Source organism: Nostoc sp. NMS9, from assembly GCF_017114995.1.
Lineage (GTDB): Bacteria > Cyanobacteriota > Cyanobacteriia > Cyanobacteriales > Nostocaceae > Nostoc.
This window is the reverse complement of sequence record NZ_JABXKL010000044.1, coordinates 1-16,048: the sequence shown is the minus strand read 5'-3', so window position 1 is coordinate 16,048 and position 16,048 is coordinate 1. Positions and strand designations below refer to the sequence as shown.

The following is a 16,048-nucleotide window of genomic DNA, read 5'->3' as shown; positions in this document are numbered from 1 at the left end:
ATACTCATGCCACTTGGGAGCAATTAGTATTACCAGATAAGCAAAAGCAAATCCTCCAGAACATGGTAACTCATGTGCGCCAACGCCTGAAAGTTTATGACAAATGGGGCTTTGCCAGTAATAGCGGACGTGGTTTAGGTATTAGTGCCCTGTTTACTGGAGAATCCGGCTTAGGTAAAACCTTTGCCGCAGAGGTAATCGCCAACGAACTACGCCTAGATTTATATCGTATCGACCTTTCGGCTGTGGTGAGTAAGTATATTGGTGAAACCGAGAAAAACTTACGGCGGATATTTGATACCGCAGAGACGGGTGGGGCTGTGTTGTTATTTGATGAGGCTGATGCTTTATTTGGTAAGCGTACCCAAGTTAGAGATAGCCGCGATCGCAATGCTAATCTGGAAACTAACTACCTCTTGCAACGAATCGAGGCGTATCAAGGTTTAGCGATTTTAACTACTAACTTGTATGATGCCATTGATAGTGCGTTTATGCGACGTATTCGCTTTATTGTCAGATTTGAATTTCCGTATGCCCAAGAAAGGATAGAGATTTGGAAACGGATTTTCCCAGCGCAAACACCAACAGAGGGATTAGACTATAACAAGCTTTCCAGATTAGATGCCAATGGTGCAACGATTCGGAATGTAGCGATGAATGCAGCTTTTTTGGCAGCCGAAGCTGGAGAACCTGTGATGATGAAGCATTTGCTGGCTGCTACTTGGACTGAGTATTCTAAGATGGGGCAGCTAATTAATGATAATCAACTTAAGGGTTGGGCTTGAGGACACCAGAACATTATGGAAACCAAAATATTTGATTAAACAGGACATTAAAATTCCGAAATGTGATTCGAGTTCAGTTTATGGGAAAACTAATGACGAATGCCATTCGCCCAAAACTATTTACTTGAAATGGACTTTGACTTTTTACCCAAGCTACCGAAATCAAACCTAGACGATCGCACTTTTAAAGACCTTGTAGAAGAATGCGTTCTTCGCATTCCTCGGTACTGTCCAGAATGGACAAACCACAACCCAGGTGATCCGGGGATTACGTTGATTGAACTATTTGCATGGCTCACTGACCAAATGTTGCTGCGCTTCAATCAGGTTCCCCGACGCAATTATGTGGCATTTTTAGAGTTGCTAGGGATTCGTCTCAACCCGCCAACACCAGCCAGATGCTCCCTGACTTTTTATCTCAGTCGCGCTCAACCATCAGAAGTCAGGATACCCGTAAATACAGAAGTTGCTACAATCCGAACTGAAACTGAAGAAGCAGTAATTTTTACGACTGACCGAGAACTAGTAATTGGCAATCCGCAGTTCAAGCACTTGCTAACCGCAGACATAGAACAAGATACACCCCAATCTCTGCGCGATCGCACTCCTGCTAATAATCTCTGGCATGACCTCGATGAAACACTACTGTTTGACCAATCAATGACAGGTAACTGTTTCTATTTGGTATTAGAAGATCCAGAGAATTCTATAGAAGGCAACGTGATTGCAATTAATTTTAAGGGAGAAGCCGCTAGAACTACTGGGATTAACCCCGATGACCCCCCGCGCAAGTGGGAAGCTTGGAATGGGAAAACTTGGCAACCGATTCTGCGCTCTCAAGACGATGATAAAACTAAAGGATTTAGCTTTAGCGAAATCGCCCAACCCTTAGATGGAGCTGATGTAGTTCTCCATCTACCGCAAGTATGGCCCAAAAGCAACTTTGGTACAAACTACAGTGGTCATTGGATACGTTGCGTCTATACAATCAATCATGAAGCGCAACCTTCTTACAGTAGCTCTCCTAGTATAGTTGGTTTGACCGTGCGTGCCATTGGTGGTGCAATGGATGCAACTCAATGTATCCGAATTACAGAAGAACTGCTGGGATTGAGTAATGGCAAAGCAGGTCAAGTATTTGAATTGCGATCGCAACCTGTCTTAGAGCGGAACTCACAGTTGAGAGAATATATTCAACTCAGACTTGCGTCGGGAGAAATCGAAGATTGGGTAGAGGTTCCCGATTTTGCCGAATCTGGTGCTGAGAATCCGCACTACACCATCAATTCTCAAACTGGTACAGTCCAATTTGGGCCATTAATTCGAGAACCTGGTCATCTTAAACAATCAACACAACAGCGCAGACATTTACAACAAGGAAGCAGAATTGTCAGGCAAGAGAACTCTCAAAGAGCATCTTTACCATCTAGTACCACTGAAAATACACTATTAGAGCGACAATATGGCAGAGTTCCTCCTCTTGGCTCTGAAATATATATGTTGGCATATCGAACAGGCGGTGGTAGTCGTGGTAACGTCCAAGCCGGAAAAATTACAATTATCAAAAATTCTATTCCCTACGTTAAAAACGTCATCAATTATGAACCAGCTTGTGGTGGAAGCGATGCCGAATCCTTGGATGAAGCTGTAATTAGAGTCCCATCCCTACTGCGAACCCGCGAGTCAGCTTTGATTCCAGAGGATTTTGAGAGATTAGCAATTCGGGCAGCAACAGGGGCAGTTGCTCGTGCCCATTGCTTGACTAAACCAGAACACACCACAGCCGGAATTGTGCGTTTGCTGATTGTACCTAATAAAGCAGATACAGATAACTATGATTTCTCTAAAGGGATGAAACCTGAAGAATATTTCGCTCTTTCTGATGAACTCATAACAGAAATTTTAGATTACATGAGCGATCGCAAACCTTTAGGCGTGCAGATTAAGCTAGAGTCACCTGAATATGTGGGAGTCAGCGTTGAAACTGAGGTGATTCTAGAACCAAAATACAACAATCCACGCGATCGCGAAGAAATTCGCTCTTTATTGCTATCAACTTTATACCGCTTTCTCAATCCTCTTGTCGGTGGGCTTTTGGGCAAGGGTTGGGAATTGGGTCGCCCTTTGTATCCTTCAGATATCTTTGCAGTCTGCCAACAAATTCCGGGAGTCCGCTATCTCGGTGCTGTGAAACTATACGGGTTGCGTAAGTTCGATACTGAGTGGTTTCGTGCAGATATCCCAGAATTAGAGATCGACCCAGGCCCATTGGGAATGATTTGTTCTTGGGAAGATGAAAATCCTCAAGTGGGTTCTGTTCACCAAATCGAGTTTCGGGATTAACAAGTCCAATATTAAATATGACTCAAACAACTTCACATCCATCACTAGCGATTTCACTGACATGTATGCAACCCCCAGAAGCCGTTGCATCTAATGTTTTATCACTCAAAGGCAGCAAAACTGATGAGACTTTCAGTAACAATTTGCTACTGCGTCCTGGTGAAAGAGGGGAAATGTTTATCACCCTGGAGAACTTGGGGAGCAACTCAATTAGATGGAAACTAGAAATTGAAGGTAACTTTCCCGCATATTGGTGTGAGTGGCATCAAGAAGACTTTGAAGAAATTGCTCCTAACGAAAAGCTGGAAAAAGCGATATATTTTCTAGTTCCAGATAACTTTTTTGAAAATCAGTTGGCTTTGATGCAAAAAGCGCAACTGCAAATTAATTATCAAACCTCTATTTATGTTTATCTGGAAGGAGCAGGCTCTAGACAATTAGCTGAATATCGAGTTTTTGACTTGTTTGTGCGTCCGCTATGTTCCTACTTAGATTTTGTCCCTGCACTTTACAGGGAAGTAGATTTTGTTGGGCGATATTTGAGCATTATCGAGCAAGCTTTTGATCCGGCTGTCCAAACTATAGATACACTTTGGGCATACCTAGACCCGATTACTGCACCAGAGGCACTGCTTCCTTTTCTGGCTCATTGGGTAGCTTGGGAGATTGATACGCGTTGGGGAATTGATGTACAACGGCGTTTAATCCGTAATGCGATCGCGCTTTATCGTTGGCATGGAACCCGGTATGGTTTGCGCTTCTATCTGCATCTTTACACAGGCTTACCGTTAGAGCAAATTGATATTAAAGAAATTTTCGAGCGAGGTTTTGTTTTTGGGTCAACATCTATAGGTTTCGATTCGATGCTAGGGGGAGGCCGTCCCTATCATTTCATTGTAGAGATGCGCCCTTCTACCTCTGAAGAAATAGATGAAATATCAGTGCGCGAGATTATTGAACGACAGAAACCAGCTTTTTGTACCTACGAGTTGGACATTATCAATCCATAATCTGGAGATAGTTTCAACACGAGAGTATACTAGTGCTAGTTGGCACTTGAAAACAAAGACATTATACTGAATTTAGTTCGGTAATAAAAATTTCTTACCTTGTTAAACTTTACTATCACAAGGGCTAACATGCTATGAAAGAGTACGAAAAACGTCCACAGCAAGACTTATCGTGGCAGCCTCAACAAAAAAAGCAGGATTCAAGCAATTGGGGTTCTGTAGAACAAGAAGAAACAGGATTTTCAGCAAGTCGTAAATTTTCTACTACTAATTTGAGAGAACTTTACAAGCATATTGGTAAGAAACACTCACAAGCAACAGAAAAAGTACCTTCTAATCAGCAAAGTGCAGAGTCTGATACCGAACAAGCAGATTCTATTAAAGTTTCAGAAAAATTAACTCAAGAAGCTGGTGGTGAGAGTGGAACTGTACAAGAGGCGAAAGCGCCTCAACAAGAACAGGTGCTTAGTTCGGATGGAAATTCTATAACTCAATCTCAAGACATAGAAAAAATGTCAGCACCTTCTATTCTAAATTTAGAAGAATCAACACCAACAGTGGCAACGAGAGATTTTGCACAGCCTAAAACATTAGGAAAGCAAGAAAATTACAATCCTAAGAACATTATAAATCAAACTCAGGATTTAGTAACTGAAGATAAAAAGCTACTAATTGCACAATCCTCAGACGTTAATTTTCTACCAGAGGTATTATCTGGTCCTGCTTCATTTTATAGAATCACAGTTCCGTTTGTCAAAAATAGCGGCGTAGGTGTGAACTTACCTAGCGACAAGCCACTTTATATCCTCACACTAATCCAAATATTTGGATTTAATCAAAATGAAGCTAAGGATTTAGTTAGTAAAAATTCTGGAAATATTGGAATTTCTGTTCAGGCTCCCATTATACATCAACAGACAATAGTAGTAATTGAGCCTAAATACTATTTATACTACACTGATTTAATAGCACAACGCAGAAATCTTCAGCAATACAATGCATCATTACAAGAGACTAACGAGCAAAAGCAAAGACAAATACAATGGCAAAATTATTACATCTCTTTCTTAAAGACTTTAAATAGAAATCAAATTAAACAACTAGAAAATTTATTTAATAATCTAGCTACAGAGGAGAAAAACAGAATTCAGCAGCAAGCTGAAAAGTTGCGAGAGCAAATAGGAGGTAGCACATCAGATATCCAACTAAATCAAGCACTAAAATTTGCGTTATTCTCTGCTGAACAAAAATATCAAGTATCTGTAGCAGATATTATAAGTGGTAAAAAAGAGGTACGCCAAAATTATCTTGAACAATTAGACGAATTAACTCCAGACCAAATCAATGAACTTAATAATTTATTTATTCAACTTGATAACAAACATAAAAAATTAGTAGAAAATAAGGTGAAAGAGCAATTACAACTAATTGGAGGTAGTGCTGGTGATGTTAAACTAACTGAAATATTAAAATACTTTGTAATAAAAGATTTGTATCCAAATAATGTAGGAGATATTATTTCTGGGATAAAACAAGAACGTCAAGCTTATCTTAATCAATTCAATGCACTAACTAAAGAGCAAAATAATCTCATTAATGATTTATTTAATAGATTATCTGGGAGCCAAAAAAAATCAATTAATGAACAATCTCAAGTAGTCTATGGAAAACTTGCTAATAGTAACTTAGACTCCCAGCTATTTGAAGCAATCCAATTTAATATTATTTACAAACTTTTTCCGTTAAACGTTAACAAAATTCTCAATGGACAAGTAACAAATACGCCACAGCAATCCAACATCGCTTCAGAGTTCCAGCCACTAAATACAGATAATCCTGTCATATCTACGGATGAATTACCGTATGATATAAATCCTGAATTGCTACCAAATAATACCTTAACTCCAGCTGAACCCGAACAAAATATATCAGTTGGAACTGCGGCTAGTTCTTCGTTACCAAAAGAGCCAAATCCAAAATCTGGTATTGGAGTAGCAACCACAGCATCAACTATAGCAGGTTCAAATCAGATAGAAACAGAAACAACTCAATACCCAGTAGGAAAAATCCCACTAAATACTATAAATGTTGAGCCACAAGTAACAAATTCTAAACCCTCTACTCCAGAAGAAATATACGTCAGCAATTTTATTCAGTTACTTAAAGCGAATGCTAAAGCAAGATTAAAAGAAAATAGCTCGCGCCTACAAGAAGAAATAAAAAAATACGAGCGAGCTAATCCAGAAGGTGAAAAACATTTGCAGCGCCTGCACCAGTTAATTGAAAAAGATCAAGACCTAGCTCTTAAGGAACAACAATTAGAAATTCAAGTCCCTCTAAAATTAGAAGAGCTTGATCTTCAAGCCAGTTTTTTAGGTGGATTAAATGCTTCGCCCGAAAAGCAACAGGAACAACAACAGCAACTCAACTTAATTGCACAGCAACGACAACAGCTAAAAAAACTACCAGAAGAGATTAAGCAAGTACGGAAAGTTTTACGTGCTGGGTATCCAGCACTAGCGGTTATTAAATCAACAGAAATTTCTGCCTCGACAGACAATGATGAACTGCACTTAAAGATAGTACAAGGATTTCAATCTATCCAAAATGGAATTGCAGATGTTGCGGCTCGTCTAGACAAGAACGATATTCCACTCCAAAAACTTGGACCTGTACTTTCTGAGTCACTCGTGCAAACAGGTATCAACCCACAAAAACGCGACAAAGACCCGAAAAGTAAAGCGATTTTAGATTATCTAGAACGAGAACAACGAAAAGATTTTACGATTCAATTGGCAGGCACTCTGACAAATATAGTCCTGGGAGTAGGTGCTTTTTTTGCTACAGGTGGAGTGGCAATTTTCTTGGGAGTTGCAGCAGCGCTAGTTGGTTTGGGAACTGCTGCCTACGAACTTGAACAAGCGGATGACCTATATGCGGCTGCTAGAACAGGTGAAGCAGGTGGTAAGCCCGTAGTTGATGATCCTGAAGAAGCTCATTTTAATCTCATCATGAGTTGGGTGAATGTCCTGCTTGCTGGTTTAGATTTAGGAGTTGCAGTCAAAGGAGGAACAGCATTACTGGAAGCTACGAGCAAAACAAGGCGCATGATAAAAATGCATGATGCAGATGTGCTTTCGTTATTAGAGCCGAACGAAATTGCTGAATTTAAGCAAGCTATTCAGTCGTTGGGTACAACTAATATAAACAAAAGGAGAGAACTGCCACGTGAACTCGAACAGTTAAAGCTGAAATTAACGCAGCGACTGGGTAAAGAAGAAGGAGAAAAGGTTTTTGAACAAGCAAGTTCTGTGTTTCAACGAGTGGAACTACCACCAGCAAAAGTTAGTGAATTAAATGGATTTAAAGATGTTTTGCCTAACAACTTGCGAGACACTGTTCCCATTCAAGTAGACCCCAACCTCACTGGTAAAACAGTCAAAGTACATTACCTCAAAGTTGATGGACAGGTAAGTGAGTTTTATATCCAAGTAGCTCCTGGGGTAAAGGCATCTGACATTAGAGAACATGTGCCAAGTATTACACTGATGCGGCGCTATGCTGGTTTGGATGGAAGAGTACGGGTATTACGCTCTAAACTAGCTTTTAACAAGGAACCTAGAGTCGGCACAAAGGCTTGGGAGGCGAAATTTGAGATTGAAAAGTTTGAGCGGATGATTAACACGCGAGTGCAAAAACTTGCATTGGATACTTCACATGGTCAAGCTCGAATTGATGGCTTAATCGAAATCGAAGACTCGACTGAAGAATTGATTAAATATGAGCGTATTTTGGATGATGTTGATAGCTTTAATAGTCCTGGCATTGGGTATGTTGCCTCTGAAATAACACCAAAGCCGTCTGCAACAAGCAGTAAGCTAGAACCAATCACAAACCCAAGAATTATAGGAGAATTGTCTCCAGGAGAAATTCGTACACCCGAAGAAGTACAGATAGCACGACAATACTTCAAAAATCGTAAAGCTGAAGCTATAAGACGATGGGAACAAAGAAGTGGAGAAACATGGCCCACAGACCCAGCTACAGGTCAGCCAGCAAGAGCATCTCATCCACGAGCTTTAGCCGATGGGGGTGATCCAATGTTTGTAGAACCTGCCTTTGGAGATTCAAACACTGAACACATGATTCCAGACTCTCTTACAGGTGAGACAGATCAGCAAAGGTATGGTAGAAGAGAGGGTAACAAGCCAAGAGGTGGTAAACGAGAACCAATCACAAACCCAAGAATTATAGGAGAATTGTCTCCAGGAGAAATTCGTACACCCGAAGAAGTACAGATAGCACGACAATACTTCAAAAATCGTAAAGCTGAAGCTATAAGACGATGGGAACAAAGAAGTGGAGAAACATGGCCCACAGACCCAGCTACAGGTCAGCCAGCAAGAGCATCTCATCCACGAGCTTTAGCCGATGGGGGTGATCCAATGTTTGTAGAACCTGCCTTTGGAGATTCAAACACTGAACACATGATTCCAGACTCTCGTACAGGTGAGACAGATCAGCAAAGGTATGGTAGAAGACGTAGGAAAAATACTAGTGAGTGAAAACTAAGTTTTTGATTGTTTTGAAATTTATGTATATATAGAGATGTAGTTCATTTTTTCTTTATCAAATATTCAGCAAGAGAGTTACAAAGTATGTACGAGTGGTTAGACAGAGAGATTAGTGAGATTAACTTAAAAAAATTTCACGTTATTGAAAATCAGCAAATAGGAGGTGTTATTGACCAACTAGTAGATATTTATTTATCCTTGCCGCCATCATATATAGCTTTCCTCTCAAAATTTGGTGCGGTTAAACTATATAGAAAGCTAAGTTACTATCAAATAGGTGTATTAAACCCGCCTAAAGAAAAAATCCTCCATTCTGGAGAAAAGCTTTTAGATATCGGTCACTATAATGATGCACGAGCTTATTTCAGATATTCTCTGTTGCTTCCAGGTAAAGAATCACCTGTTTTTGAGTGGACAGAGGAAGGCTTTGAAAGAATAGCAGATAGTTTTGAAGAATGGCTAATTAAAAGATGTACAGATGCCCGTGATTCTTATACTGATGAGGAATGGCAAGATATCTTAAATCTCAAGCCATTTACAAATGAGGAAGTAGCAATAGTTCAGGCAAGACAACATTTCCAATGGCGAGCAGTTGGATTTGATCAAGATGAAAACCTTCTGATTGCAATTAGGAACGAATCAAAGCTAATTCTGCCGTATTTATCAATTGGTATTATAGCAAAAGATAATACTTTAAAAGGTGTAATTTGGCTAGATGTTTCTGGTATTCATCCAGGGCAACAAGAAGTTGTCAAGCATCCAGGTTATAAAGAACTGATTGCGCCAGACAATACTGAGGTATACTCGTTGCCTGATCCACTTCCTGAAGACCGAGAAAGTTATTGGGAATTTCGACGATAGTAATTTGTGATTTTTTAGTTTTCCAAAGAAGGGTGCTGGATTCGCTTTACTGAAGATGGTGGGATAGAATCCACTAATAAACCAATTGCAGATACCAAGTGATACAGGTGAAACCCAAGTTTTATTGGGAATAATGTTGAATGTGAAGAAACCTAAAATTTATTCAGATGGTACCTCCTATCTAGTAGCAGCGGAGAGTTATATTAAAGAAAATAATATAGATACCTTCTTACCAAGTTTTGAGTTTACAAATTTTCTCAAATCCCAAGGTTATGATGCAGTAGAAATCCAATCTTTAGGATGTATTTTAGTTTTTGAACCTGATCAAGTTGTAGTTGTTAAAACCGAGGTTTTCAGATGATTGAGTATAAAGGATGCCAATATTGTGTTCATTTTCGTCCCGATGGAACTTGTCCTGCCTTCGACCCAGATACTATACCATTACCTATCGTTTCGGGGCAAATAAAACATATTAAACCTGTATCTAATCAGGAAAACACAATCGTTTATGAGCCAGTAAAAAAATCTATAATTTATAGAGTTGATACTTATAGAACGAATAACAAATTGATGCGTAGAAGAATAGAAATCATACAAGGAGACATTAAACAGCAAAATGTGGATGCTATAGTTAATGCTGCAAATGAAGCATTGATTGCTGGCGGTGGTGTCAGCGGATCTATTCACAATGCTGCTGGATTAGGTCTAGAGGAAGAATGTCTAAAACTGGGAGGCTGTCAGGAAGAAAAGGCTAAAATTACGAAAGGTTACAATCTGCCAGCAAAGTGGGTTATTCACACTGTAAGTCCAGTATGGGAAGGTGGTAACTATGGAGAACACAAAATATTAGCTCAATGTTACCGTAGTTGCTTTGCTTTTGTAGAGCCATATAAAATAAATACTATAGCATTTCCATCAATTAGTACTGGAGCTTACGATTTCCCAATAGAAATAGCAGCAAAAATTGCAATTAGGGAAACCAGATTATTTTTGGAACAAAATACCTTTATTGATAAAGTATTTTTTATTTGTTTTGAAAAAGATGTGTACGAATGTTACACTCTAACTTTAGAAAAAATTATTCCTGAAGATTTTTGATTAATTTACATGCTCAATTATCCAATTTAGCAGTATGAGATGACCAGTTTTTCAAATATAAACATGAACGACAGTTGTCTTAATTGATAGCTGAATCGAAATTCAAGACTTCAACGGATACCTGATTTTGAGCGATCGCCAATATGACGAGAATTCAGGCGTGGTACTTCATCTCCTTTCACAATTATTGCTGCTTAATTTTGCTAATCTCTGTCACCCAACGCCGACGGCTCTGATGCTCTAAATCGAGAATATCGGTCAGCGACCAATGGAAGTAATAAGCTATACAGGCTACCTCCTCATGCATTTGCTCTGAGGGGTAGCCGACTACTCCCCCGCTAAAGATAACTCCACACTAAAATTACTACTGCATCTGGGACACTGTACAGGTATATCTGCATTACCTTGCTGGTTAATTCGATTGTAAAATTCGCGTAAATAAGCAAGATCGCGGCTAAAAAGATTTTCTAATATTTCTGGAGTAACTGATGATAGTTCACCTAAATGAGTAATTACAAGTGACAGCAACACCAAGACTTCATATACTGGTTCTTTTTGTATGCGATTGTCTTTCTGTACGCAAATTTCATCCTTAGCAGTTGTCAGCCGCATTGCTCCTTGACGATGCACTTTTCCAGAAGAATCTATCAAGCCTTTGGGAAGGATAAAATTAAATTCCGTTTGTAGCAGATTCTGATTATTCATATTTTTTATAACAAGAATAAATAATTTGGCAATTTTTTTGTATTTAACATCCAGTTAAAATTTATAATTTGCTTAAGAGTGCATCTCTCGCCCTCTGCGCCACGCTGTAGTTTGGATTAATATTTAATGCTGATTCAAAAGCTTTTAAGGCTGCTTGAGGTTTACCACTTTTTGCTAATGCCATGCCTATGCCAGTCCACACAGAAGCATTACGCTCGTTAAGATCGTTAGCTTTGTAATAAGCTACTAATGCTTCATCGTACTTAGCTAAATCTAGTAAGATTACACCTTTGTTATACCAACCCTCAAATGATTCGGGATTAATTTTAATTGCCTCATTAGTAGAATTAAGTGCCAATTGATATTTCCTTACCCGCCAAAGTGATGCTCCTTTATTTGCCCAAATACTAGCAATAATCAAATTATCCACTGATTCCTCCATCTTCGTATTTAAAGCTTGGTCATAAGCAACAATTGCCTGTTGATAATCCTGTAAAGAACTTAAAACTCTGCCATAGTTATACCAACCTTGAACATATTTAGGATTGATATCAACTGCTCTTTTTGTTGCAGTTAGAGCATCTTCATATTTTTTCAAATTCCACAAAATTACACCTTTATTACTCCAAGCCTCTGCGTAGTTTAGTTTCAAAGCGATCGCACGTTCGGCTGCATCAAGTGCTGTTTCGTACTTTTGCAACCCCAACAAAGCATTGGTACGTTGATGCCAAAGGTACGCTAAAGTCTCATTACCCAAGTTTGAAGCAAGAGCAACAGCGCGATCGCAGTCTGATAGTGCTTCTTCATATCTCTGCAAGCGGTTCAGCGTTTCGCAACGATGGGCGAACGCCAGAGAATATTTAGGATTAATTTCTGTTGCCCTGTTATAAGATACAAGCGCTTTTTCATACTGCCCCATCTTGTGCAGCAGCATTCCTTGGTTATCCCAGCTAGTTACATCATTGGGATTGATGGCTAAGGCGTGTTCATAGGCTACAACTGCCTCGGACATCTTGCCTAAATTGAACAGTGCCAGTGCTTTGTTATTCCAAGCAATTGCCTCTTTGTCTTTTCCCCAATTTTCATTAGTTTTAATTGCAAAGTCGCAAGCTTTAGTAGCTTCTTCGTATCGTTGCAAATCAATTAGCGTGCCACATTGTTCGGCCAATGCCACTGAATAATTGGAATTCAGATTCACAGCACGTTCAAAAGATGTGAGTGCTTCTTCAGGGCGTGTCAACTTTCTTAAGACAACACCTCTGTTGAACCAGGCTGTGGCAGGAGTAATTGTTCCCCAACTGCCATCAACTTGCAAGGCTTCTTCACAATAAGCGATCGCATCAGAGTTGTTGCCTAATATAGATAAAGCCTCACATCGTTGCGTCAAGGCAAAAGAGTTCTTAGGTTCTCTTTTGAGAACTTGATCGTAAGAAGCAACTGCTTCTGCATACCTTTGCTGTTGCATCAGCACATTGCTACGAGATATCCATAAATCAATATTCTTACCCTTGGGTTTGAGTGCGATTGCTTTTTCGCAAGCTGCTAGTGCTTCATCATATTTTTGGGCGTTTTCCAGTACATGACACTGATTTGACCAAAAATCAATGTCTTGGTAATTAAACTCTGGTTGTGATGCATTCTCTGCCATCAACAATCCCAGGTTAACTGAAGCAGTATTATTTGATGTGTTTTCAGAATAATCTGCTATGAAAATATTGTTTAATACATTTTTACTATCATTTCTAGCAAAGACAGGCGATTGTAAAAGGATAATTGATACACTGAAGCCAACGCCCAAGTATCCATAGATACGCTTCATGAAATTTTGCCTTGCTTGTATTTGTAATTGATTTACCAAAGTTTAGCCTATGGCGCTTAAATGGTAATTTTTTTCCCCGCGTCAGAAAAGGGTGATTATACTTAAATATATGCACTTAATCTCAAAATCAATTTCAAAAGCAGCTTATTCAGTAATTTTCATATCTTCACTCATATAATTGAGATAAATAACCAGTAGTTTTAATTGGCATTGTAAGTAATAAGGCTATTGTTATTCCTATGTGTTACAGTAAGCCATTTATGGAGTCATTTATCATTTAGTACTATTATTGTAAGTAGTTTAATAAAATACATTAATCATGAATTTTCTAGTATATTCCGAAAAAATAACTAATAACTTTGCTTCTTCTAGCTACACCGGAGTCTTGCTGCGGGATATCTATTTGCGTTGTAAGTGCGATCGCTATTTCGCAAACCGTTTCCTGCTTTTTTAGTAAAAATACTTACATGAAGGGTAAAAGTAGAAACATATAATATTCTAGAGATAAAAGATTAAGTTGGTTTGTGCCTGGTGCGATCGCACGTCAACATCAATAATTTGTATTTTACTTTAGATACATTGCAATTGAGTTATAACAGATTTGAGTTTTTGCCTATCGCCATAATTTAGTTAATTCAGAAATTTTATGCTTGATATAATTACTAATCTCAAACCAGTAGTAAATAAATCGTTGTTAGTATATGCACTGCTATTGGTAATCGTGGTAGAAGTTCCCCTTTTAGCTCAAGATTCGTCATCTGTAAGACGATTGCAGGAAACTAGAGAGTGTCCAAACTGCAATCTGCGTAGAGCAAATCTACAAAATATTTACTTACAGGATGCTAATCTCCGAAGTGCAAACTTGAGCTATGCTAATCTGCGTGGAGTAAACTTACAGGGAGCATATTTGAGAAATGCTAACCTCACAGGTGCTTCCTTAACTGGGGCAAACTTGCGCGGTGCTGATTTGACTGATGCAAAGTTAGGAGGGGCAGATTTAAGAAATAGCCAAATTGATGACAAAACCATTCTTGGTAAAAAGTGGCTTCAAGTATGGGAAATCGTTAATAAACCACTTTCGGTGCGAGATTTACAGGGAGCAGATTTGACTGATGCAAACTTGAGTAGCGCCAACCTTAGCAATGTTAACTTAGAGGGAGCAAACCTCAAAGGTGCTTTCTTGAGTGGAACCAATCTTCGTGCTTCTAATTTGAGTCGTGCCAACTTGGATCGAGCCGACCTATTTATTGCAGACTTGCGGGATACTAAACTAGCCAATGCTAACTTGCATCAAGCAAACTTAAATAGTGCAGATTTGCGGAATGCCCAACTAGAAGGTTCAGACTTACGTCAGGCAAATCTCAGTAATACCATCTTAGCTAACAATAATCTGAGTGATAGCAAACTCACGGCTGCTAACTTAAAAAATGCAGACTTGGTAGGAATTAATCTGAGTAATGCTGACCTACGACGGGCAAATTTATTCAATACTAGTTTGAACAATACTAACTTGACAGGAGCAAATCTAACAGGTGCAAACCTCACAGGAGTAGATTTTAAAGACACCAATCTAACTAACACAAAGTTAGAAGGCAGTAATTTGGATGGAGTCTCTTTGAGTGGCATGGTTGCGACTAACGCCAATTTCAGAGGTATTAACTTAAGCAATGCCGATCTCCAGCATACCAAAATTAGTGGGTCAAATCTGCGCGGAGGTAACTTAAGTAGCGTTAACCTGAGTGGAGCAGACTTGAAGGATGCCGACTTGAGTGGTATTAACCTCAAGGATGCCAACCTCAGTGGTAGTAACTTAGCAGGAGCCAACTTGAGTCAAGCAGACCTCAGTCGTGCTGACCTGAGCAATGCCAATCTGAGTCAAGTAAACTTAACTGGGGCAAATCTCACAGAGGCAAATTTGAAGGGAGCATCTTTAGCCGGAATTAAGCTGGAAAATGCCAACTTATGCAAGACAATCTTACCAGATGGTAAGCCACATAGTTGCTGAAGCATCTCTTAGTAGTTCGTAGATTGCTCAATGAGTGGTTTGCTGCTGCGATCGCATTGCAGCAGCATGAATAAATTAAAGATTTCATGGGTATAATATTTATTTACTATAATTTTCTGAAGTCAGGCACTATATGGCACTATTACTACTGATATTCGAGATAGTGAAAGTCATGTCCTCAAGCCCAACCCTTAAGTTGATTATCATTAATTAGCTGCCCCATCTTGGAATACTCAGTCCAAGTAGCAGCCAGCAAATGCTTCATCATCACAGGTTCTCCAGCTTCGGCTGCCAAAAAAGCTGCATTCATCGCTACATTCCGAATCGTTGCACCATTGGCATCTAATCTGGAAAGCTTGTTATAGTCTAATCCCTCTGTTGGTGTTTGCGCTGGGAAAATCCGTTTCCAAATCTCTATCCTTTCTTGGGCATACGGAAATTCAAATCTGACAATAAAGCGAATACGTCGCATAAACGCACTATCAATGGCATCATACAAGTTAGTAGTTAAAATCGCTAAACCTTGATACGCCTCGATTCGTTGCAAGAGGTAGTTAGTTTCCAGATTAGCATTGCGATCGCGGCTATCTCTAACTTGGGTACGCTTACCAAATAAAGCATCAGCCTCATCAAATAACAACACAGCCCCACCCGTCTCTGCGGTATCAAATATCCGCCGTAAGTTTTTCTCGGTTTCACCAATATACTTACTCACCACAGCCGAAAGGTCGATACGATATAAATCTAGGCGTAGTTCGTTGGCGATTACCTCTGCGGCAAAGGTTTTACCTAAGGGACTTGCAAGAAAATAAGATCCCAATCAAACTGGAGTAATCGTGATATCCCAT

The 16,048-nt window shown here is 39.3% G+C and carries 11 protein-coding genes and 1 pseudogene; 8 read left to right on the top strand and 4 right to left on the bottom strand.

The window, feature by feature from the left end:
* From HWQ40_RS14600 to HWQ40_RS14570, 7 genes are all read left to right on the top strand, one after another.
* Positions 1 to 785 (top strand): ATP-binding protein (locus tag HWQ40_RS14600; RefSeq protein ID WP_292778858.1); only part of this gene is annotated, 785 nt, incomplete at its 5' end.
* A 99-nt stretch (positions 786 to 884) separates the two neighbouring features.
* Complete coding sequence (locus tag HWQ40_RS14595; protein WP_366933992.1) at positions 885 to 3,128, top strand: putative baseplate assembly protein; 2,244 nt, start codon at positions 885 to 887, stop codon at positions 3,126 to 3,128.
* Between the two features lie 17 nt (positions 3,129 to 3,145).
* Positions 3,146 to 4,138 (top strand): phage tail protein, encoded by a 993-nt coding sequence (locus HWQ40_RS14590; protein WP_292778856.1) that lies wholly within the window; start codon positions 3,146 to 3,148, stop codon positions 4,136 to 4,138.
* Between the two features lie 134 nt (positions 4,139 to 4,272).
* Positions 4,273 to 8,703, top strand: coding sequence for a hypothetical protein (locus HWQ40_RS14585; RefSeq protein WP_292778854.1), 4,431 nt, complete (start codon positions 4,273 to 4,275; stop codon positions 8,701 to 8,703).
* A 93-nt stretch (positions 8,704 to 8,796) separates the two neighbouring features.
* The gene (locus HWQ40_RS14580) at positions 8,797 to 9,573 is read left to right on the top strand and encodes a hypothetical protein (RefSeq protein ID WP_292778851.1); all 777 of its coding nucleotides are present in this window, start codon (positions 8,797 to 8,799) and stop codon (positions 9,571 to 9,573) included.
* An 85-nt stretch (positions 9,574 to 9,658) separates the two neighbouring features.
* Positions 9,659 to 9,934 carry a hypothetical protein gene (locus tag HWQ40_RS14575; RefSeq protein ID WP_292778849.1) on the top strand — a complete coding sequence of 92 codons (276 nt, stop codon included), beginning with the start codon at positions 9,659 to 9,661 and terminating at the stop codon, positions 9,932 to 9,934.
* A complete protein-coding gene (locus tag HWQ40_RS14570; protein ID WP_292778847.1) occupies positions 9,931 to 10,671 on the top strand; it encodes a macro domain-containing protein in 741 nt (246 codons plus the stop codon). Before HWQ40_RS14575 ends, HWQ40_RS14570 begins: the two co-directional genes overlap by 4 nt.
* Before the next feature lie 184 nt (positions 10,672 to 10,855).
* Here the strand turns inward: HWQ40_RS14570 and HWQ40_RS14565 are convergent, their stop codons facing one another.
* The 3 genes from HWQ40_RS14565 to HWQ40_RS14555 form a co-directional block, all read right to left on the bottom strand.
* Positions 10,856 to 11,017 carry a DUF6760 family protein gene (locus tag HWQ40_RS14565; protein ID WP_334982565.1) on the bottom strand — a complete coding sequence of 54 codons (162 nt, stop codon included), beginning with the start codon at positions 11,015 to 11,017 and terminating at the stop codon, positions 10,856 to 10,858.
* Positions 10,999 to 11,376, bottom strand: coding sequence for a phage tail assembly protein (locus HWQ40_RS14560; protein ID WP_292778843.1), 378 nt, complete (start codon positions 11,374 to 11,376; stop codon positions 10,999 to 11,001). Before HWQ40_RS14560 ends, HWQ40_RS14565 begins: the two co-directional genes overlap by 19 nt.
* Positions 11,377 to 11,437: 61 nt before the next feature.
* Positions 11,438 to 13,195: a tetratricopeptide repeat protein gene (locus HWQ40_RS14555; RefSeq protein ID WP_292778841.1), complete on the bottom strand. Its 1,758-nt coding sequence runs from the start codon at positions 13,193 to 13,195 to the stop codon at positions 11,438 to 11,440.
* Positions 13,196 to 13,841: 646 nt separating this feature from the next.
* Here HWQ40_RS14555 and HWQ40_RS14550 point away from each other — a divergent pair.
* The gene (locus tag HWQ40_RS14550) at positions 13,842 to 15,200 is read left to right on the top strand and encodes a pentapeptide repeat-containing protein (RefSeq protein WP_292778839.1); all 1,359 of its coding nucleotides are present in this window, start codon (positions 13,842 to 13,844) and stop codon (positions 15,198 to 15,200) included.
* A 178-nt stretch (positions 15,201 to 15,378) separates the two neighbouring features.
* On the opposite strand, the pseudogene HWQ40_RS14545 reads toward HWQ40_RS14550, so the two are convergent.
* Positions 15,379 to 15,990, bottom strand: a pseudogene (locus tag HWQ40_RS14545) (ATP-binding protein); the annotation flags it as partial.
* Between the last annotated feature and the right edge of the window lie 58 nt (positions 15,991 to 16,048).

Coding starts and splice junctions, on each gene's coding strand:
- HWQ40_RS14590 (WP_292778856.1), top strand. CDS start 3,146: ATGACTCAAACAACTTCACATCCATCACTAGCGATTTCACTGACATGT.
- HWQ40_RS14555 (WP_292778841.1), bottom strand. CDS start 13,195: ATGAAGCGTATCTATGGATACTTGGGCGTTGGCTTCAGTGTATCAATT.
- HWQ40_RS14560 (WP_292778843.1), bottom strand. CDS start 11,376: ATGAATAATCAGAATCTGCTACAAACGGAATTTAATTTTATCCTTCCC.
- HWQ40_RS14570 (WP_292778847.1), top strand. CDS start 9,931: ATGATTGAGTATAAAGGATGCCAATATTGTGTTCATTTTCGTCCCGAT.
- HWQ40_RS14585 (WP_292778854.1), top strand. CDS start 4,273: ATGAAAGAGTACGAAAAACGTCCACAGCAAGACTTATCGTGGCAGCCT.
- HWQ40_RS14550 (WP_292778839.1), top strand. CDS start 13,842: ATGCTTGATATAATTACTAATCTCAAACCAGTAGTAAATAAATCGTTG.
- HWQ40_RS14580 (WP_292778851.1), top strand. CDS start 8,797: ATGTACGAGTGGTTAGACAGAGAGATTAGTGAGATTAACTTAAAAAAA.
- HWQ40_RS14595 (WP_366933992.1), top strand. CDS start 885: ATGCCATTCGCCCAAAACTATTTACTTGAAATGGACTTTGACTTTTTA.